The 19,595-nt window shown below is 52.9% G+C and carries 15 protein-coding genes; all 15 read left to right on the forward strand.

The genetic code is table 11. The annotated features are described in order from the left end of the window. The first annotated feature begins 9 nt into the window (after positions 1-9). The 15 genes from ACFVTB_RS09730 to murA all read left to right on the forward strand — a co-directional run bounded on the left by ACFVTB_RS09730 (position 10) and on the right by murA (position 19,019). Positions 10-2,235 carry a methyl-accepting chemotaxis protein gene (locus tag ACFVTB_RS09730; protein ID WP_387747872.1) on the forward strand — a complete coding sequence of 742 codons (2,226 nt, stop codon included), beginning with the start codon at positions 10-12 and terminating at the stop codon, positions 2,233-2,235. Between the two features lie 307 nt (positions 2,236-2,542). Further along, positions 2,543-2,914 (forward strand): NADH-quinone oxidoreductase subunit A, encoded by a 372-nt coding sequence (locus ACFVTB_RS09735; protein ID WP_387747874.1) that lies wholly within the window; start codon positions 2,543-2,545, stop codon positions 2,912-2,914. Then, positions 2,899-3,417, forward strand: a complete 519-nt coding sequence (locus tag ACFVTB_RS09740; RefSeq protein WP_387747876.1) for a NuoB/complex I 20 kDa subunit family protein — start codon at positions 2,899-2,901, stop codon at positions 3,415-3,417. Before ACFVTB_RS09735 ends, ACFVTB_RS09740 begins: the two co-directional genes overlap by 16 nt. Beyond that, on the forward strand, positions 3,414-4,346 hold the full coding sequence (locus ACFVTB_RS09745) for an NADH-quinone oxidoreductase subunit C (RefSeq protein ID WP_387747878.1): 933 nt from the start codon (positions 3,414-3,416) through the stop codon (positions 4,344-4,346). Before ACFVTB_RS09740 ends, ACFVTB_RS09745 begins: the two co-directional genes overlap by 4 nt. Before the next feature lie 8 nt (positions 4,347-4,354). After that, positions 4,355-5,455, forward strand: a complete 1,101-nt coding sequence (locus ACFVTB_RS09750; protein ID WP_387747880.1) for an NADH-quinone oxidoreductase subunit D — start codon at positions 4,355-4,357, stop codon at positions 5,453-5,455. After that, the gene (gene nuoH, locus ACFVTB_RS09755) at positions 5,455-6,468 is read left to right on the forward strand and encodes an NADH-quinone oxidoreductase subunit NuoH (RefSeq protein WP_387747882.1); all 1,014 of its coding nucleotides are present in this window, start codon (positions 5,455-5,457) and stop codon (positions 6,466-6,468) included. The genes ACFVTB_RS09750 and nuoH overlap by 1 nt, the downstream gene beginning before the upstream one ends. Positions 6,469-6,890: 422 nt before the next feature. Continuing rightward, entirely contained in the window at positions 6,891-7,340 is a 450-nt protein-coding gene (gene nuoI, locus ACFVTB_RS09760; RefSeq protein WP_387747884.1) for an NADH-quinone oxidoreductase subunit NuoI, read from the forward strand. Next, on the forward strand, positions 7,341-8,042 hold the full coding sequence (locus tag ACFVTB_RS09765) for an NADH-quinone oxidoreductase subunit J (RefSeq protein ID WP_387747886.1): 702 nt from the start codon (positions 7,341-7,343) through the stop codon (positions 8,040-8,042). Between the two features lies 1 nt (position 8,043). Next, complete coding sequence (gene nuoK / locus ACFVTB_RS09770; RefSeq protein ID WP_387747888.1) at positions 8,044-8,346, forward strand: NADH-quinone oxidoreductase subunit NuoK; 303 nt, start codon at positions 8,044-8,046, stop codon at positions 8,344-8,346. 6 nt (positions 8,347-8,352) lie between these two features. Next, on the forward strand, positions 8,353-10,218 hold the full coding sequence (gene nuoL / locus ACFVTB_RS09775) for an NADH-quinone oxidoreductase subunit L (protein ID WP_387747891.1): 1,866 nt from the start codon (positions 8,353-8,355) through the stop codon (positions 10,216-10,218). 1 nt (position 10,219) lies between these two features. Beyond that, a complete protein-coding gene (locus ACFVTB_RS09780; RefSeq protein ID WP_387747893.1) occupies positions 10,220-11,854 on the forward strand; it encodes a complex I subunit 4 family protein in 1,635 nt (544 codons plus the stop codon). A gap of 3 nt (positions 11,855-11,857) precedes the next feature. Next, positions 11,858-13,408 (forward strand): NADH-quinone oxidoreductase subunit N, encoded by a 1,551-nt coding sequence (locus ACFVTB_RS09785; protein WP_387747895.1) that lies wholly within the window; start codon positions 11,858-11,860, stop codon positions 13,406-13,408. Between the two features lie 628 nt (positions 13,409-14,036). Further along, positions 14,037-16,970 carry a S8 family peptidase gene (locus tag ACFVTB_RS09790; RefSeq protein WP_387747897.1) on the forward strand — a complete coding sequence of 978 codons (2,934 nt, stop codon included), beginning with the start codon at positions 14,037-14,039 and terminating at the stop codon, positions 16,968-16,970. A gap of 65 nt (positions 16,971-17,035) precedes the next feature. Then, complete coding sequence (locus ACFVTB_RS09795; protein WP_387747899.1) at positions 17,036-17,299, forward strand: DUF1146 domain-containing protein; 264 nt, start codon at positions 17,036-17,038, stop codon at positions 17,297-17,299. Positions 17,300-17,624: 325 nt separating this feature from the next. Continuing rightward, entirely contained in the window at positions 17,625-19,019 is a 1,395-nt protein-coding gene (gene murA, locus ACFVTB_RS09800; RefSeq protein WP_387747901.1) for a UDP-N-acetylglucosamine 1-carboxyvinyltransferase, read from the forward strand. The last annotated feature ends 576 nt before the right edge of the window (positions 19,020-19,595 follow it).

A 19,595-nucleotide genomic window follows, 5' to 3' on the forward strand; every position in this document is an offset into this window, starting at 1 on the left:
GAATGCGTGATGTTTGATTGGCTGGGTGCGAAAAAAGGGCTGCCTCTTTGGATATCCTGGAGGCTGAACCGAGGTCTGAAGGAAGATACAGAACACATTTTTGAAGGTATAGCGGACACCCGCAAGGAGCTGCTGACTTCGTGGGCTATGGAGTATTGGGGACATATGGGGCGTTTGGCTGAACAGACGGCCGCTGCTCTCCAAGCCTACAACGGCACGGACAAACCGGAAGAACGAGATCAAGCAATCGCCCGCATCATCGAAAGAACGCATCTAAGAGGCAATGATTTTACCGAGCTCTTTCTTATCGACTCGCAAAGCCGTGTTACCTTATCTACATACGCTCAACATTGCGGGACGGTATACGGCGAAGGAAGCGCGCTATACGCCGGTCTGCAATATGTAAGGAACGATAATAAACCTCGCCCGTGCTTATTCGGGCCGTTCGGCGATCCGATTACGCTGACGCTTGGGCCGAGAACGTCATCCTTTCACGATAAAATGACGCTGATGTTCATGCAGCCGCTTGTAATCAACGGTGAATATAGAGGCGTTTTATGCGGACGGGTGCCTAACGATGTGCTCGGCGATTTGATCCAACGCGAGTCGGGACATGTATATCCCGATTCGGGAGACAATTACTTGTTTATGGCTAAATCGGTACTGAATACGCATATTACTCTCGGAACGGCGTTGTCGCGAAGCCGTTTTGAAGACCGAACATTTACGCATGGCGAGAACCTGAAGGACGGTGTGACGACGGACTGGGGGACTGTGTCGATTAAAGAGCACACCGAGCTGGAAATCGTGTTTACTGACCCAGCTACCGGAGAACTGCATCCAGGCGTAACGAATACGATCCGCAACGGAAGTAATTTGTTTGTAGAATTTCCCGGCTATTCGGATTACCGCCATATTCCCGTTATCGGGAAAGGAGTTACGTTCCAACTGCCGCACTGCCCTGATGTGTGGGGAATGATGTGTGAAGGAGACTTGGAAGAGGTATACCGCATTCGAAGCCTGAGCTGGAGGCAGAGCAAACTTCATATTAGCATGACTGTCCTGCAGTCGCTCTTGGCTGTCGCTTTAGTCGGATTGCTGGGCAGTTATTTGCCGCCATGGATATTGGGGGGAGCCATCGGTCTTTTGGTATTGATGTTTGGGTTTCTGCTGACCGGTCCCTTGCAGCGGAAGGAGTCTGATCGGGTGGTTCGCCGCTTGAACGGCATCAATCGTTTTATTCGAATCAATGCCGAAGGTAAAGGCGATTTGACGCAGCGATTGACGCCGTCCGAGTTCGAGAACGATGAAATGAGAGAACTTGCGAAATGGATTAACAATATGATTGATTCTCTTGAAGGCATTATGCTGCAAGTGAAGCTGGCTGCCTCGGACGTGCTTGCCAGCCAAAATGATATGAATGAATCGGCAGCGGTAACGGCGAGGTCGACGGAGCGGATGAGCGGTCAAGTCGGAGAGATGATCGGCAGCATCCTGCTGCAGCTTAAAGATATCGACACAGCGAAGGACGCTGCGGGCACGATGAGGGATACGCTGCGGACGCTGGAGAGCCAAGCGGCGGAGCAAATCTCGGTGGCGCAATCGGAGGTTGATCGCATTGGCGATAAAATGCATCATATTTCGCTCAAGGTCGGCGAGACGAACGATACGATTCGCAATTTCATGAGTACGGTAGACGAAATCAGAGACGTTTTGCAGGTGATCGAAGGAATATCTTCGCAAACGAATTTGCTGGCGCTTAACGCGTCGATCGAAGCGGCGCGCGTCGGTGAACAGGGCAAAGGCTTCGCCGTCGTGGCTTCAGAAATTCGCAAGCTGGCTGATATGACACGCAAGCAAGCGGAAGAAGTGCAAGGAATAACGCATCATATTTATGAAGAAGCGAAGCAGGCCTACTCGTCTATGGATGAAGGGACGAAGGTTGTCGAGGAAGGCAATCAGCTTGTCGCGGCTGCAGCGCAGACGCTCAGAACAGCGCAAAGCGGAGACAGCCGGAAGACGCAGGTCGTCGACGAGGTAGTTGGTCTGATGGAGAAAATCGCGCTCGTCAGTATGGAAAACCGCAAAGTGTCATCCAACGTGGAAAAGAGAGTGCAGGAGCTGATCGGCGAGATGGGCAATATGCGTCAATCGTCGGAGAGCGTGGAGTCGATTACGACGCTTTTGCGACAGCTGGTCGGGCAGTTCAAGCTGACCGAGTCCAGGCTGCGGTAGAACGCTGCTGACGTGGTTATAGAAGAGGCTTGGGAAGAGGGGAGGAGACGAGGGTGGCGGCGCCGCGCTTCGTTTTCTCCTCTTTTTAGCGTCCAGGCGGTAAAACGGAATGACAGAGAGGAGGCTGGAATAGGTTTAATAGTAGCCGTGCCCGTCTGAGGCTAAAAAGCGGCCGAATCGCCCGCCTGGCAAGGACAAGCGGGAGAAGGCTGGTCATAGACGAGTGTGGAAGCATTTGTTATAATTGTGAGGAAAATTAAACAAGCAAAAGGGTCAGCCCATCCTCACAAATGACGGAGGCGATTGCGTGGATCACTACGTTAACCAGTATGTCGTTGTGGCTATTTTTATTGTGCTTGGCATTTTGCTGCCTGTCGCGGCTTTGACCGCCGGCCGGCTGCTCAGGCCGCACAAACCGACCGACCCGAAGCAGACAACCTACGAGAGCGGCAATGAGCCGGTCGGAGAAGGGCAAGTTCGTTTTAACATCCGGTATTATATTTTCGCGCTGATGTTTGTCATTTTTGATGTGGAAACCGTTTTCTTATACCCTTGGGCCGTTGCGTATAACAAGCTCGGCCTTTTTGTGCTGGTCGAAATGCTTATTTTTGCCGGCATGCTGCTAATCGGTCTTCTATATGCCTGGAAGAAGAAGGTGCTGCAATGGAATTCGGTTTAGAATCAATTACGCTGGAGGAACGCCGCGAGCTGGAACGGAACGTATTTATGGGTACGCTGGAACAGTTGAAGGCGTGGGCGAGAAGCAATTCATTGTGGCCGCTGACGTTCGGACTGGCTTGCTGCGCCATCGAGATGATGGGAACCGGAGCGTCGCATTACGATTTGGACCGGTTTGGCGTCATGTTCCGTACGTCGCCCAGACAATCCGACGTTATGATCGTAGCGGGCACGGTGACGAAGAAAATGGGCCCGCTGCTGCGCAGACTATACGATCAAATGCCGGAGCCGAAATGGGTGATCGCGATGGGCTCCTGTGCAACAGCAGGCGGTCCGTACGTGAAATCGTACGCCGTTATTAAGGGCGTTGATCAAATCGTACCGGTGGATGTCTACATCCCAGGCTGCCCGCCAAACCCGGCCGCATTAATCTACGGCATCAACAAGCTGCAGGAGAAGATCCGCTACGAGGCGAAAACCGGGAAGCGGGTGACTGGGCGATGAGCGAGGAAGAAAAGAAGGATCTGAGGCAGGGGGAAGAGCAGAGAGAAGAACGAGGGCAAGAGGAAGAGCAGGCAGCAAAGGCGGAAGCGGTCGGAGGCGTTGCGCTGGAAGGGACCGCAGCAGACCCGGAGCGCGAAGCGAAGCTGAAAGCGGCGGCAGAAGCGCGAGCGGCGAGGCAGGCGGCGAAGGCGGAAGCGGTCGGAGGCGTTGCGCCGGAAGGGACCGCAGCCGACTCGGAGCGCGAAGCGAAGCTGAAAGCGGCGGCAGAAGCACGAGCGGCGCGGCAGGCAGCGAAGGCGGAAGCGGTCGGAAGCGTCGCGCCAGAAGGAGCCGCAGCCGACCCGGAGCGCGAAGCGAAGCTGAAAGCGGCGGCAGAAGCGCGCGCAGCACGGCAGGCGGCGAAGGAGAAGGCGGATGCGGAAGCGGCGCAGGCTGCTCCGCCGGAGCCGTCCCCGAAGCAGCCGGAGGTGGAAGCTGCGGCTGCGCTCCTGAAACAGCTTGTCGGCTCAGAAGCGGTCGAGGAAGCTTATATTAACGAGCTGAACGGACATATGCCAACGCTGGTTATAAAGAAGGATGCTTGGCTGTCGACTGCAAAAGCGTTGAAGGGACATGAAGCGTTTGGGTTTCATTATTTGCGAAACGTATCCGGCGTCGATTACGAGACTCATCTGGAAACCGTCTATCATCTAGTATCGCTGACAAGCCGAAAAGAGCTGGCGGTCAAAGTAAAAGTAGAGCGCGAAGCGCCGGCGCTCGACTCCGTCACATCCGTATGGTCGACGGCCAACTGGAATGAGCGCGAAATATACGATTTGCTCGGAATTACGTTTACGGGACATCCCGATTTGCGCCGCATCATGATGCCCGACGATTGGGTTGGACACCCGCTGCGCAAAGATTACGAACCGTTGGACTCGGAGGTGTAAGCTGCGCCGTGATTCGTACAGAAGAACTGCTGCTTAATGTCGGACCCCAGCATCCTAGCACGCACGGCGTCTTTCGGCTGGTCGTCAAGCTGGATGGAGAAGTGATAACCGAAGCGAAGCCGGTCATGGGCTACTTGCATCGCGGTACCGAGAAGCTCGCCGAAGACTTGAATTATACGCAAATTATTCCTTATACCGACCGAATGGACTATGTGTCCGCCATGACAAACAATTATGTGCTCGTTCATGCCGTAGAGACGATGATGGGGCTCGAAGTGCCCGAAAGGGCGGAGTTTTTGCGATTAGTCGTGATGGAGCTTCAGAGAGTGGCGAGCCATCTAGTCTGGTGGGGTACTTATTTGCTTGATATTGGCGCGATGAGTCCGTTTCTGTACGCGTTTCGCGACAGAGAAACGATTATTAACTTATTTAACGAGCTGTGCGGCGCCCGGCTTACCTACAACTATATGCGGGTGGGCGGCGTGAAGTGGGATGCGCCTCCCGGCTGGCTCGATAAAGTACGAGAGTTCATCCCTTATATGGAAAGCAAGTTGAAGGAATACGACAAACTGGTCAGCGGCAACGAAATCTTTCTCGCCAGAATAAAAGGAATCGGCCAATACGATGCGGAGACGGCGATCGACTATGGGCTGTCAGGCGCAAATCTTCGCTGCACTGGCGTCGATTGGGACTTGCGGAAGGCCGAGCCATACAGCTTATATGACCGGTTCGAATTCGACGTCCCGCTGGGAAAAAACGGCGATTGCTACGACCGTTACCGCATTCGGCTGGAGGAGATCCAGCAAAGCTTGCGGATATTGAAGCAGGCGTTGGAACAGTTTCCTCAAGGCGGCGAGACGATGGGCAAAGCGCCGCGCGTCATTCGCCCGCCAGCAGGCGAGGTGTACGTCCGAATTGAGTCGCCGCGCGGCGAGATCGGCTGCCATATTGTCTCGAAGGGCAAGGCGGAGCCATACCGGCTTAAATTCCGAAGGCCTTCATTCGTCAATTTGCAAATACTGCCCAAGCTGCTTGTCGGAGAAACGATGACGAATCTAATTACGATACTCGGCGGGGTCGATATTGTGGTCGGGGAGGTCGATTGCTGATGGGAGCTTGGCTGAACGGACCGATGACTTGGGGGAACGCACTGATCCTTTTTTTATGGGGCGTTTTGTTTCTCGTAATCGTGCTGGGCTTCGTGACTTATGCGATTTATTTCGAGCGAAAAGTCATTGGATGGATGCAGCTTCGTCAAGGGCCTAACCGGGTTGGGCCGCTTGGGCTGCTGCAGACTGTGGCCGATATTTTCAAGCTGCTGATCAAGGAAGACACCATTCCGCGGAAGGCTGATCGGGCGCTGTTCGTTCTCGCTCCCGTATTGGCTTACATACCGGCATTCACTGTGCTCGCCGTAATCCCCTATACGCAAAAGCTGTATTTTGCCGACCTGAACGTCGGGTTGTTGTATTACGTGGCCTTGTCCGGCATTTCGACGCTTGCGATCGTGATTGGCGGATGGGCGTCCAACAATAAATACGCGCTGCTCGGAGGCATGCGCTCGGCTGCGCAAATGATTAGCTACGAGGTGCCGCTTGTCATCTCGGTTGTCGGCGTCATTCTGCTCAGCGGCAGTCTCAACCTGCGCGACATCGTTGCGGCCCAGGATGGCGGATGGTTCTGGAACTGGAACTTCCTCCCGCAAATTATCGGCTTTGTCGTGTTCATAATCGCGGCGGTATCCGAGTTGAATCGGACGCCTTTCGATTTGCCGGAGGCTGAATCGGAACTAGTGGCCGGTTATCATGTCGAGTACAGCGGCTTCCGTTTCGCGTTCTTCATGCTCACCGAATATGTGTACGTGTATGCGATCGCCGCATTGACGACGGTGTTGTTTCTAGGCGGCTGGCATGCTCCCGCGCCGTTTCTCGATTTTGTGCCGGGCATTATTTGGTTCATGCTCAAATTCGCGTTTATCGTTTTCTTTCTGTTCTGGATTCGGGCGACGTTCCCGCGCATCAGGGTCGATCAGCTCATGGGGCTGGGCTGGAAGGTGCTGCTGCCCGTGTCTCTGCTCAACGTATTTCTGACGGCCGTTTATCTTGAGGTATTCGTAAAATGAGGAGTCTGGCTCTGCAAAACTCAGATTTGTTGAAGAACACTCGTCGATTTCAATAACGACGGATTTGTTTCTTCTCATTCGATGTGTGGTTTCAATATATATGATTTTTCGGCTCCACTTAAATCAGTGCTTGGCGGAAAGGAGAAAAAGTGGAGGGTCAGAGGGATTCTGGAGAAACGAAAGTGGTCGCTTTTAAAGCATGATTCCTCCCGCAGACAACTATAAAAGAAAGGAATCAGGCTTTAATGGCGATCGGAAGAACCCTCTGACCCGCAGCGCTTCCCCTCACTTCAAGTCATGCACTGATTGGAGCCCACAAAAATTTAAGCTTATGCTTTCGAAGTAAGTTTTGCTTCGCAAAACTTTAAGCTTATGCTTTCGAAGTAAGTTTTACTTCGTAAAACTCTTAGGAGGAATCAGAAATGAATGGACTGTTCCGTGGTTTAGGTGTTACGCTCAAATCATTGACGTCGGAAAAAGTAACCACTTCCTATCCCGATGTGCCGTTCGAAATGCCGGACCGTTTCCGGGGCATCCAGCATTTCATTCCCGATCTATGCATCGTTTGCAATCAATGCGCCAGAATTTGTCCGACCGATTGCATAACGCTTACGGGCAAGCCCAATCCCGATCCGGACAAAAAAGGAAAAGTAATCGATACGTTCGATATCAACTTTGAAATTTGTATATTATGCGATCTATGTACAGAGGTATGTCCGACCGAGGCGATCGTCATGACGAATCATTTCGAGCTGTCGGCATATAGCCGCGACGATTTATTCAAGGATGCCGGCTGGCTGACCGACAACAATACGCTCGTTCGAAAGGATAACAATAACATCGGGGCACCGGCTAAAGGGGGCGCCAAATAATTGTTTAAGATTGATTTTACCGGCGAGTTTGTCGCTTTCTTTTTTTTCGCTGCCATTATTATTTGCGGCGCGGTACTGATGATCAGTCTTCAGCGGGTCGTGCATATGGTATTGTCGATGGCCGGTGTATTTCTTGGGCTGGCCGGCATGTTCGTGTTGTTGGAGGCAGAGTTCGTCGCCTTCGTACAAGTGCTGATCTATGCCGGTGCGGTCTCAATTTTGATGGTTTTCGGGATTATGATGACCAATCACCGTGAAGACGGCAAGGACGAGAAGGTCAAACCGCTCCATGAAGGACTGGCCGCTGTGGCGGCGCTCGCCTTGTTTGGCTTGTTGTTTTTCGCGATTCGGACGACCGAGTTTCCTGATCCACAGCCGTTCCAAGGCGGAGACGACAATACGATGCAAATCGGTAAGTTGTTGTACACCGATTACGTGGTGCCGTTCGAACTGCTTTCGGTTCTGCTAACTGTCGCTTTTATCGGCGCGATCGCAATTGCTAAGCGCAGTGAAGGTCGCGACAAGCCGGGACTCGAAACGGCGGTTTCCGCACATACCGCTGGCAATAGTCTGGCAGTCCCGGAAGAAGTGCCTCAAGCGTCCGATGCGGCTGAACCGGAGCGGGCATCAGGCCGCCAAGGCGAGAACCCTGCAGGGCATGAGGAACAAGTGCCGGATCAAGATGACAAGGAGGCGAAATAAGATGCTTCCCTCTTATTTGACGATGGCCGCGATTTTGTTTTGCCTTGGTTTGTATGGGGCGTTGGTCAAACGAAATGCAGTGGTCGTATTACTGTCGATCGAGCTTATGCTGAATGCGGTCAATTTGAACTTGATCGCTTTTTCTAAGTATGGCGTCATCCCCTCGCTGACAGGACAGCTGTTTTCACTGTTCGCCATTACAGTAGCGGCTGCCGAAGCGGCAGTCGGCGTTGCCGTGCTGATCGCACTGTTCCGCGCGCGAGGTACGGTGAACGTGGACGAATATGATGAAATGAGGAGGTAGCGCGACATGGATATGTACACCCAATCGGCATGGCTGATTCCGATCTTTCCGTTAGCGGCTTTCCTCGTGCTTCTTGCGTTAGGCCGAAGCTATCGAAACACGGCTGTGCTGATCGGCTCGCTAGGCTCGCTGGCGTCGCTCATCATGTCGCTGCTCGTGCTGTTCGAGCGGCTTAGCGCCGAAGCGGTGGATTACAGCAACAGCTTTAAATGGATTTCCATCGGCGATTATACACTGCGGATAGGCTTCGAGGTCACCAACCTGACGACGCTTATGCTCGTTATTGTAACGGCTGTCAGTTTTGCCGTTCACGTCTATTCGGCCGGATATATGAAGAACGACGAAAGAATAACGGTATTTTATAGCTATATTTCTTTATTTTCGTTTTCCATGCTTGGACTCGTTTTGTCCGACAATATGCTCTCGCTGTACTTGTTCTGGGAGCTTGTCGGGGTATGCTCCTTCCTCTTAATTGGTTTCTGGTACGCGAAACCCGAAGCGAAGGCAGCGGCTAAAAAAGCGTTCATCGTCACCCGGATCGGGGACGTTGGCCTGCTGATCGCGATCTTTCTCTTATTCTGGTATATGCCAGGGCATGCACTGGACTTCACGACGATCCACAATGTGTTCCACGAAGGCCAGACCGGCGCTATGGCTGCTGGCATTACGACGTTGATCGCGCTTCTTCTCTTTCTGGGCGCGATGGGCAAATCGGGTCAATTCCCGCTTCATGTATGGCTTCCCGACGCGATGGAAGGACCTACGCCGATCAGTGCGTTGATTCATGCGGCAACGATGGTGGCGGCTGGCGTCTTCCTGCTGGCCCGCACTTTCGATATTTTTAGCGCATCCGAGACTGCAATGCACACGGTCGCGTACGTCGGCGGCTTTACAGCTATCTTTGCTGCTACAATCGCACTCGCTCAGCACGACATAAAGCGAATACTCGCTTACTCTACGATAAGCCAGCTTGGTTACATGGTGATGGCAATCGGTCTGGGCTCGGTAACCGGCAGCTTGTTCCATCTGTTTACTCACGCTTTCTTCAAGGCGCTGCTGTTCTTGGGAGCGGGAGCTGTTATACACGCTGTACATACGCAAGATATTCGCCAAATGGGAGGCCTGCACGGCAGGATGCGCTTGACGTCCTGGACGTTCGGGATTGGGGCGCTGGCGCTTGCCGGCATACCGCCTTTCTCGGGCTTCTGGTCGAAGGATGTTATTTTATCGGCTGCATGGGAGGCCAATCCGCTTCTGTTTGCGATCGGGCTGGCGGCTGCTTTCTGCACAGCGCTCTATATGGCGAGGCTTTATATTCTCGTCTTTCTGGGCAAGCCACGTGCTTCGTTGGCAGACTCGCCTAAGCCTAAAGCGCCGATTAGCATGACGATTCCGCTCGTTGCGCTAGCGGCCGTGTCCGTACTAGCCGGGTTTATAGAGACGCCGTGGAAAGGGTGGCTGAACGAATGGCTCGGGGCAGGCGGGACGGCGGAAGCGCACGTTAATGCGGTCATCATTGTTGCATCTATCGCAGCGGGAGCGCTCGGGCTGTTTTTCGGTTGGCGGCTATATGCGAGAGGAAGCGGAAACAGAAAAGAGGCTTGGCTGCCGCGATTATTGGAGAACGGCTATTATGTCGACGCGTTCTATCGCTTGGTCATAGTAAAACCGCTCCGTGGTCTTGCTTCCTCGCTGGCCGTGTTTGACGAGTTTGTCGTAGGTGGTGCAGTACGGCTTGTCGGCGGCGCGGTACGAGCCTCCGGTCGCGCTGCCGCCAGGCTGAGCAACGGACAGGTTCAGACGTATGGCCTTGCTGCGTTGATCGGTTGTATCGTTTTGATTGTCGCGTTCGTCGGAAGGAGGTTCTGGTAAAATGGCGATCCCCTCCGCGTTTCCTATTTTATCGATCATATTATTATCGCCGCTTGTCGGTCTATTGATCGTCATGCTGCTGCCCAAACAACGAAATCGCTGGCTGCAAACGGCGGCCGTCGTGACGACGCTTATCCCGCTTGTTCTTTCTTGCTGGCTTTACGCCGATTTTTTGAATCATCACGGAGATTCGTCTTACGAAGAGCAAGCGACTTGGGTCGAGATGCCTTTAAATAAGGAGGCCCAGCAAAGCAATCCGACGGAGTATAAGCTGATATTGCAATACGCGCTCGGCATAGACGGTTTGTCGCTGGCGCTTGTCCTTCTCACTTCGCTTATTACGGCGATGGCCGCACTGGCTTCGGTTTTTGTCAAAAAGAGATGGAAGGCGTTTTATGCATGGTTTCTAGTATTGGAAACCGGCATGCTAGCCGTTTTTCTAGCCCGAGATCTCATGCTATTTTTCGTCGGTTTCGAGCTGACGATCATTGCGATGTATTTTTTAATCGGAATATGGGGCTTTTACAATCGGGAAAGGGCCGCCAATCAGTTCCTGCTTTATAACGGTCTTGGCTCGGCATTGATGCTAATCGCTTTCGTGATTCTCATAAATACGGCCGGATTTCGCATCGAGCAGTCAGGGGACGCACTGTCGTTTATTTATAGCGGAAGCTACAGCGACATAACGCGAAATCTCGCCGACCCTTCGGCATGGGTGAACCTATCGCCCGAGCTTACGGGAGGGGTCAACCCGTTTCTAATGTCAGACGCAATGGGCTGGACGCTGTTTATTTTGCTCATGACGACTTTTGCGATCAAGCTTCCGTTGTTTCCGTTCCATACGTGGATGTTAAAAGTGCATGCGGAAGCTCCGCCGTCGATCGTGATGATCCACTCCGGCATTTTGTTGAAAATGGGCGCTTACGGGATGATCCGTTTCGGCATCTTGCTATTCCCGGAGCAGGCAAAGAGCTGGGCGGCAGTGCTGGCCGTTCTTGGACTTATCAATTTGCTGTACGGTGCCGTCATTGCTTTCAGGCAAACGGAACTAAAGCTTGTGCTGGCGTATTCCTCGATCAGTCATATGGGAATCGCGCTGCTGGGGCTTGCGGCTTTTAACGAGACGGGGTTGCAAGGGGCAGTCTTTCAGCTCGTATCGCACGGTCTCATCTCAGCTTTGTTGTTCCTTATTGTCGGCAGCTTGTACGAAAGGACGAAAACGACCGATCTGAAAGAGCTCGGCGGTCTTGCCCGTCCGTTGCCATTTATCGCAGGCGTCATGCTGGCGGCTGGTTTGGCTTCTCTCGGACTTCCGGGTCTATCGGGCTTTGTCGGAGAGTTTTTATCGCTGCTCGGTTTGTTCGATGCCTATCCGGGCATTGCAGCCGCATCTGTAATCGGGATTATTTTAGCGGCCGTCTATATTTTACGCAGCGTATTGCGAACGACCTTCGGTCCTCTGGATGAAAAATATGCAGCTCTTAAGGATGCTCGTCTAATTGAGGCGATTCCGATGATCCTCCTGCTTGCTTGCATTGTGCTGCTTGGCTGCTTCCCGTCGATTCTAACGGATGCGCTCGGTTATAGCACGGGAACGATGATCCAATCTATTCTAGCGACTAGGACGGGGGGATAAGCGATGAGCCTATGGACGACAGTTCCTATGACTTGGACGGATATGCTGCTCTCGCCTGAGCTGTGTTTAGCTGCTTTTTTCCTCGTACTGGTCGTGATTGATCTGTTTTTGAAAAGCGAGAGCCGTCAAGTAATCGGCTGGGGCGCTTTGCTTGGACTGCTTGCGGCGGCTGGATTGACCATTTATCGTATCGTCGAGATGAATCCTGCCGGGGAGGCCGCGGCTCATTCCTATCAATGGCTGAACTACAGCTATGTAGTGGACGATTTCGGCAGTCTGCTGAAGCTCGCCTTTTTAGGAGCGACGTCGCTGATTGTCCTGATGGCCCTTTCCTCGGTTAAACGGGACGATACGATAACGGCAAAAGGAGAATTGTATTATTTGCTTTTGCCGGCTGCTGCGGGAGCTATGATTATGGCTTCCTCGGGCAATCTCGTTACTTTGTACATCGGCCTGGAACTGCTCAGCATTACGAGTTACGTTCTTGTAGCGCTGCGCAAGCGGTCCTCGCAATCTGCGGAAGCAGCATTCAAATATGTGGTAACGGGCGGCATTTCTTCGGCTTTCATCCTGTTCGGTATTTCCTACTTGTACGGAGTGACAGGCACCGTCGACCTTAGCGTCTTTCGGACGGCGCTTCCAGAGGCGGCTTCGAGCTATCCGGCGCTTGTCTATGTCGGGTTTTTCATGCTGCTGACAGGCTTTGCGGTTAAAATCGCCGCAGCTCCGTTTCACGCCTGGGCTCCAGACGTTTATCAGGGTGCGCCTGCACCGGTATCGGCTTTTCTAGCCGTTGTTGTTAAAGGCGCAGCCTTGGCCGCGCTGCTGCGGATTGTATATAACACCGCCTTCAGCGCGTCGGGAGGAAGCGGACTGAAGGTCGGCGATGATGTTTTTACCGCTTTGATGGCGATTGCTGCAGCCGCCATGATTATAGGCAACATCGCCGCGCTTAGACAGTATCAAATGAAACGGCTGCTGGCCTTGTCCGGCGTCGCGAATGCGGGTTATTTGCTGGTGCCGATCGCGCTTAACTTTACAGTGCTGCACAGCAACAATGTAGCGGAGTTTATATTCTATCTCGTTGCCTATCTGCTAATGAATATCGGCGCTTTCGCAGTCGTGACCGTAATTGGGCAAGCGGAAGGGAACGAGGAATTGAGTGGTTTCTCCGGTTTGTATTACCGGGCGCCTTGGACGGCAGCGGCGATGGTCGTCTTCCTGCTGTCCTTAGCCGGGCTTCCGATCAGCGCAGGATTTTTCGGCAAGCTGTTTATTTTATTCGGAGCGGCCAGCGCGAAAGCGTATTGGATGGTTGCCATCATGGCGATCAGCAGCGTCATTTCTTATTATTTTTACTTTGCGGTTATTCGTCAGATGTTTATGCGTTCAAGCAGCGAGGATAAACCGGTAAGAGTGCCGGCGGCGATCGGTACGGTCATATGGCTGTGCGCTATTGCTACAGTGGCGCTCGGTTTATGGCCGGAGCCGTTGCTGAACTGGATCGAAGCGGTCTTTACGATTCGCGGCGACTTGTTCTTGATGCCGGGCTGACGAAACGAAAAATAGGCGGAATCGCACAAATGGAAGCGGCGCTGAGAATGGAGGCGCCGCTTTTTTGCCGTCGCGTAACGTTCTCCCCACGTCCACGTATGTCAAATCTGTAAAATCAGTTCAAAATGAGAATGCATTCGCATATATACCGAGTGGAGAATTTTTTTCGTCGTGGTGACCGTTGCAAGTCTCTCTTGGCGCGTGTTATGGCGCCTAAGGCGCCGTGGTCAGGGCGAAGCGCGACGGAGGCGGTCCGCACATCATCGTTAAGAGTAAAAATGAAACGTTATCCGTCTTAGGCTTCACAGCTTTGCGCGCTGGGAGCTGTCTAGGGCGCACAGGAAACTCGGTACAGGAGGCAAGGGGGATAAGTCGACAAAAACAGAGCGATTTGCGCTGGGTCTTTTGACCCGAATTTGTAAAATGAAAGGAAATTTTCGAATGGAAGGCGAACTTTATAGGTATCCATACGTACTACTATTTGGAAACTTTTTAACGTTGACGAGTCAGTTTGTTGGAGTCGCATGACGTTGCAAAGTTTAGTACAGAGGGGCTTCAAAATCGAATCAGCGACTGCCTCTCGTACAGCCCATCATCCTAATTCGAAGCAAAAAATATGAGGATACTTATGACAAATCGCCGCTATAACATCATTATCGCCGCCTGTTTAGTTGCGGTTCTGCTGTGCGGAAGCATACCGTTTTCTGCTAGTATGGCCGCGTCCGCAGCGGAAGAACAAACGGAGGCTGCTTTGCTCGAAATGGCTTGCAAGGAGGAGCCGCAGCCGCACGGCTGGCTTCTCAAATGGCATGACCCGGCCGAAGCGCATGAGCTTATCGGGACCCAGGTGATTCGCCGTCAGCACGAGACGGCTGTTTGGCTTGTTCAGCCGGAAGAAGCAGATGCCGATCTTTGCGCCTGGCTGGGGAGACTGCACAGTGAATCCGGCGTCGAATACGTGGAACCGAACGGTCGCGTCAGCATATTGGCCTTGCCAGAAACTAACGAGCAGTCCGGAGCAGCCGCTCAGGCCGATGAATCGGCAAGCAAGGCGCAGGCACTGGCTCCAGCCGCGTCCGAGGCGAACGATCCGGAACTGGGTAAGCAAAATCATCTTCGTCAAATCGGAGCGATAGAAGCGTGGAAGACGGCTCATGACCAGACCGATCTGACGATTGCGGTCATCGATACGGGGATCGATCTCGACCACCCTGATCTAAAAGACAATTTAGTGCCAGGTACGAATCTAGTGCAGCACGGCAAACAGCCGGATGACGATAACGGACACGGCACTAGCGTTGCCGGAGTGCTGGCCGCGGTTGGCAATAACGGCAAAGGCGTGTCGGGTGTCTTGTGGAAGGCGAAGCTGATGCCAATTAAAGCGCTCGACTATCGCGGAGACGGGACAGAGCAGGACCTGGGGGAAGCCATTCTGTATGCGGTCCGTAAAGAGGCGAAAATTATTGTATTGTCCGTCGGGCTTTACCGCTATTCGCCGTACATGCGGGACATCGTAGAATACGCGGAGAGCAAGGGTGTTTTGCTCGTCGCCGCGGCGGGCAACGACGGTCTCTCTCTCGGCGAGAAAACAGCGGTTAAATACCCGGCTGCCTATTCGACCGTTCTGGCGGTCGGGGGCGTTCGGCCGGACAATAAACCGGACCCGCGCTCTAATTCCGGTCCGGAAATCGATCTGGCGGCGCCATGGAACGTATTCACGACGGCGATTGGCGGCCGTTACAAGAAAGAGGAAGGGACTTCAATGGCCGCTCCGCAAGTGGCGGCCGCGGCAGCTCTCATATGGGCGCGTTACCCGAATATGAAACCCTATCAGGTCCGTGAGTTGTTGCGTCAAACAACGAATGATACGGGGACACCCGGCTTTGACAACCGTACCGGATACGGCTTGCTCCGCGTAGACCGGGCGCTAAAAACGGCATTGTCGCCCGATCGCTTCGAGCCGAACGACAAAGCTTCACAAGCGGCTTTTCTGCCACTCGATAAGCAAGTACCTGCTGTTTTCGGCAAAAACGGCGACAAGGACTGGTATGCCGTTAAAGCACCATATGACGGTAAGCTTACCGTAGCTTACGAGGCTCTGGTGCCAAGCGGAAGGACGGCTCCGCCGATCAAAGTGTCGTATTATAAAAACAATAAGCTTGTTCAAGCCGACGAAACGAAGCTGGGCAGCAAGACATTCGAATTTTCGGTTGGAGCGGGCCGTCAATTGCTGTTGATCGAGCCGCTCAATCTGGATTTCAAAACAGATACGCCTTACTTGATCGAGGTTTCTTTCCGCATGGCAGCGGATGTCCATGAACCGAACGATAAAAGCATTCAGGCGTTTTTGCTTCAGCCGAAAAGCCAATCCGTCTACGGCACTTTCCATCAAACGGCCGATCAGGACTGGTATGCCATTCAATTTACGTCCGGCGGCACGCTTCGGGCAAGGCTCAGCACGAATACGGTACGGATTGATCCGGCTCTTGCCATTCAAAGGGCCGGTCAGCAGCTGATTGTTTACGATGACTTGCATGAAGGGGAGACGGAGCAGTCGCCGCTGCTTACCGTTACCCCAGGGCGATATTATTTCCGCGTTCATAACGCCATATCTTCCGAAGCTAGCCCGGTAACGGGAACGTATACGTTGAAATTGGAGTACACGCCGAAATACGACGATCCGAACGAGCCAAACGATAAATATTACGAAGCGCTGTCGGTGAGTCCCGGCACGGAGTATATCGGCCTCATCGGCAAAAGCGGCGATGTCGATTGGTTCCAGCTGCGTTTGTCGAGACAGAGCTTCGTCGACATGAAGCTTACGGGTGTGCCTGCAGGCGTACGAATGCGAATGGAAGTATACGATAAAAAGCAAAAGCAGCTGTTTGTCCAATCGTCCGACGATAAAGGGTCTGCTGCGCTAACGAGTAAGCTTTTTCAACCAGGCGTTTATTATGTTAAACTTACATCTAACCGCCCTTTCGATCAGCAGTACTACCGATTCCGAGTGGATACCAACGAGCTCGTTGCCGGCTTCCGCGATATCGGCGATCATTGGGCAAGAGATGCGGTCGTACAATTGAGTTCTAGTGGAATAGCGTCCGGTACAGGAAAATACGCCTTTGAGCCGGACCGTTCGATAACGCGCGCCGAAGCGGTTGCCATGGCGGTCAAGGCCTACGAGCCGTCGTCTGTCAGCACGGCCAGCGGTTCCCCGTTCACAGATATGGATGCGAAGCATTGGGCTTATCCGGCTGTGCGCAAAGCGAATGCAAATGGGTGGGTAAAGGGTTTTCCGGATCAACAATTTCAGCCTGATCGGCCTGTGACGCGGGCGGAGATGGCGGTTATGATCGGTTATGCGGAAGGGCTTAAGCCGATCGAGCCGTCCACTTCGCCCTTTTCCGATGTGCACAGAACGCATTGGGCGGCGCCGATGCTTTACGCGATGCAGAAAAAAGGCTATGTGAATGGCAGGAAAGGCAATCGTTACGCACCAGGCGATAAGGCGAGCCGCGCCGAGTATGCGATGCTGCTTTATCGCGTATATGGCAAACGCTAGCCCGTTTGGGCGTGCGCCAAGTTTTTTTGCCCAGCGTGAAGCAATAATGGTAAGGAGAGAATAAGATGGAAACAGATCAAATATGGAGAAACATCGCGATGACGTCCGGTATGACCGGTCTGTTCTCCATTGTCGTTACACTGCTGTGCATTATTCTGGTCTGGTATATCCTGCAGGAAATAAAGCTGGATGTCTTTTTTAAATTTCCGCGCAGCCCGAAGGCAAGGCTTTTTCAAGTTATTTTAGCCATCGTTATTGGGCACGGCCTCGCTTCTTTTGTGCTCGATTACTGGTCGTGGACGGTGTTGCTAAGGGGCTTTATCGAATAACCTGCGCCGATTAAGTTAACAATGGATAGTATATGACGGTACGAAAAGCGCAATAAGCTGCGAACCTTGTATAGCGCCAGCGTTTTCGACCGCAAAATTCCCGTATCCTTCGGCAGGTGTCGACAAATCTGCTCCCGTTTCCGGCCACTTTTAAAGTCCAATGGCCTAGGTAAAAGTTGTCAATAATTTAATGCTTGTCGATTTGTGTAAATGGATGTTATGATGAAATTTGGATGAATAATCCGCTGCCGTTCGAAGCTTAATGAGCTAAGAAGGAGCGGAAACATGCTAAACGACGAATTCAGTTCGCGGAGGGAACTATAAGATGACCAAAATTATCGTCCGCGGAGGCCAGCGCTTGACCGGAACGGTTCGTGTCAGCGGCGCTAAAAATGCAGTACTTCCAATATTGGCGGCCTCTTTACTAGCAGCGGAAGGAGAAAGCGTCATCTGTGACGTCCCCCTCCTCGATGATGTGATGACTATTCAGCAGGTGCTTGCGTCTCTTGGCGCAGAACTGGTTTACGATAACGAAACAATGAAAGTGAACGCTGCTTCCATTCATTCTTTCGAAGCTCCTTACGAGCTTATTCGGAAAATGCGGGCTTCTTTCTTGGTAATGGGGCCATTGCTGGCGAGAATCGGGAAAGTGCGTATTTCGCTTCCTGGCGGCTGTGCAATCGGCACAAGACCGATCGACCAGCATTTGAAGGGCTTCGAGGCGATGGGGGCCGATATTACGTTCGGACACGGCTTTATCGAAGCGAGTGTAAAGTCCCGTTTGAAGGGCGCGAAAATTTATTTGGACGTGGCCAGCGTCGGAGCAACCGAGAATATTATGATGGCTGCCGTGTTGGCTGAAGGCACGACGACGATCGAGAATGCGGCGAAAGAACCGGAAATCGTCGATCTTGCCAACTATTTGAATGCAATGGGCGGAAAAGTACGCGGAGCTGGAACGGGCTTGATCCGAATTGAGGGTGTAGACCGTATGCACGGCGCTCATCACAACGTCATTCCCGATCGTGTGGAAGCGGGTACGTTTATGATTGCCGCGGCTATTACCGGTGGAGACGTGTTTATTGAAGGAGCGATCGCGGATCACCTGACTCCGGTCATTTCGAAGCTGCAAGAGATGGGCGTAGGCGTGCAGGAGTCGGACAACGGCATTCGAGTCGTGGCGGATCGGAACTTGAAATCGGTGGACGTCAAAACGTTGCCGCATCCAGGCTTCCCAACCGACATGCAGTCGCAAATGATGGCGCTGTTGCTCGTATCGGAAGGAACGTCCGTCGTGACTGAAACGGTATTTGAGAACCGCTTCATGCATGTCGACGAGTTCCGGAAAATGAATGCGCAAATTAAGGTGGATGGACGCTCAGCTATTGTCAGCGGCAACAGCTCGCTTACAGGCGCAAAAGTAAGCGCGACCGACCTGCGGGCCGGCGCTGCACTTATTTGCGCAGCCTTGCGCGCTGATGGAGAGACGGAAATCGGCGGCATTCACCATGTCGACCGCGGATATGTCAACATTACCGGCAAACTCGCCTCTCTTGGCGCAGACGTTAGCCGGGTGGAAGCGGAAAAGCCTGCTGTTGCGGCGAAAGAGTCTGTTGCGGCTGTTGCGTCGATCAGTGCGGTTGCCAGTGAGACGGATTCGGCTGCCGGCTACAAACGCGAGAAAGAAGTTGTATTGAAAGTGCAGCCTACTTGGGCTTAAGCTTTCGTGTACAACAGGCTTGATGGAAAAGGGCTGTCTCGACAGCTTGTATTTTGTGAAAAACCTCCAAACCTGCTAGGACAGCGGGTTTGGAGGTTTTTTCATTTGGAGTGGGTGTGTTGTGCCTGGCAGTCTGGAGTGTGCTGGTTTTTGTTAGGCCGGAGTTCCGGTCTTTGCAGAGGGCAGCACACCGAAAAAGCGTATCTGTAAGACGCTTTTAAGTCTTACAGAGGCCAGTGCGCCGCAAATTGCCGTGCTGTAAGGCTCGAAAGAGCCTTACAGAGGAAAAAATGAGCCTGCGGCCGTGCTGTAAGGCTCGAAAGCGCCTTACAGAGGAGAAAATGAGCCTGCTACCGTGCTGTAAGGCTCGAAAGAGCCTTACAGAGGAGAAAATGATCCTGCGACTGTGCTGTAAGGCTCGAAAGAGCCTTACAGAGGAGAAAATGAGCCTGTGACCGTGCTGTAAGGCTCGAAAGAGCCTTACAGAGGAGAAAATGAGCCTGCGACCGTGCTGTAAGGCTCGAAAGCGCCTTACAGAGGAGAAAATGAGCCTGCGACCGTGCTGTAAGGCTCGAA

It is taken from the genome of Paenibacillus sp. NPDC058071, from assembly GCF_042885235.1.
Classification (GTDB): Bacteria; Bacillota; Bacilli; order Paenibacillales; family Paenibacillaceae; genus Pristimantibacillus.

Excerpts from the sequence above, each read along its gene's own strand:
- ACFVTB_RS09730 (WP_387747872.1), top strand. The coding sequence starts at position 10 with ATGTTTGATTGGCTGGGTGCGAAAAAAGGGCTGCCTCTTTGGATATCC.
- ACFVTB_RS09740 (WP_387747876.1), top strand. The coding sequence starts at position 2,899 with ATGGAATTCGGTTTAGAATCAATTACGCTGGAGGAACGCCGCGAGCTG.
- ACFVTB_RS09745 (WP_387747878.1), top strand. The coding sequence starts at position 3,414 with ATGAGCGAGGAAGAAAAGAAGGATCTGAGGCAGGGGGAAGAGCAGAGA.
- nuoH (WP_387747882.1), top strand. The coding sequence starts at position 5,455 with ATGGGAGCTTGGCTGAACGGACCGATGACTTGGGGGAACGCACTGATC.
- nuoI (WP_387747884.1), top strand. The coding sequence starts at position 6,891 with ATGAATGGACTGTTCCGTGGTTTAGGTGTTACGCTCAAATCATTGACG.
- nuoK (WP_387747888.1), top strand. The coding sequence starts at position 8,044 with ATGCTTCCCTCTTATTTGACGATGGCCGCGATTTTGTTTTGCCTTGGT.
- nuoL (WP_387747891.1), top strand. The coding sequence starts at position 8,353 with ATGGATATGTACACCCAATCGGCATGGCTGATTCCGATCTTTCCGTTA.
- ACFVTB_RS09780 (WP_387747893.1), top strand. The coding sequence starts at position 10,220 with ATGGCGATCCCCTCCGCGTTTCCTATTTTATCGATCATATTATTATCG.
- ACFVTB_RS09785 (WP_387747895.1), top strand. The coding sequence starts at position 11,858 with ATGAGCCTATGGACGACAGTTCCTATGACTTGGACGGATATGCTGCTC.
- ACFVTB_RS09790 (WP_387747897.1), top strand. The coding sequence starts at position 14,037 with ATGACAAATCGCCGCTATAACATCATTATCGCCGCCTGTTTAGTTGCG.
- ACFVTB_RS09795 (WP_387747899.1), top strand. The coding sequence starts at position 17,036 with ATGGAAACAGATCAAATATGGAGAAACATCGCGATGACGTCCGGTATG.
- murA (WP_387747901.1), top strand. The coding sequence starts at position 17,625 with ATGACCAAAATTATCGTCCGCGGAGGCCAGCGCTTGACCGGAACGGTT.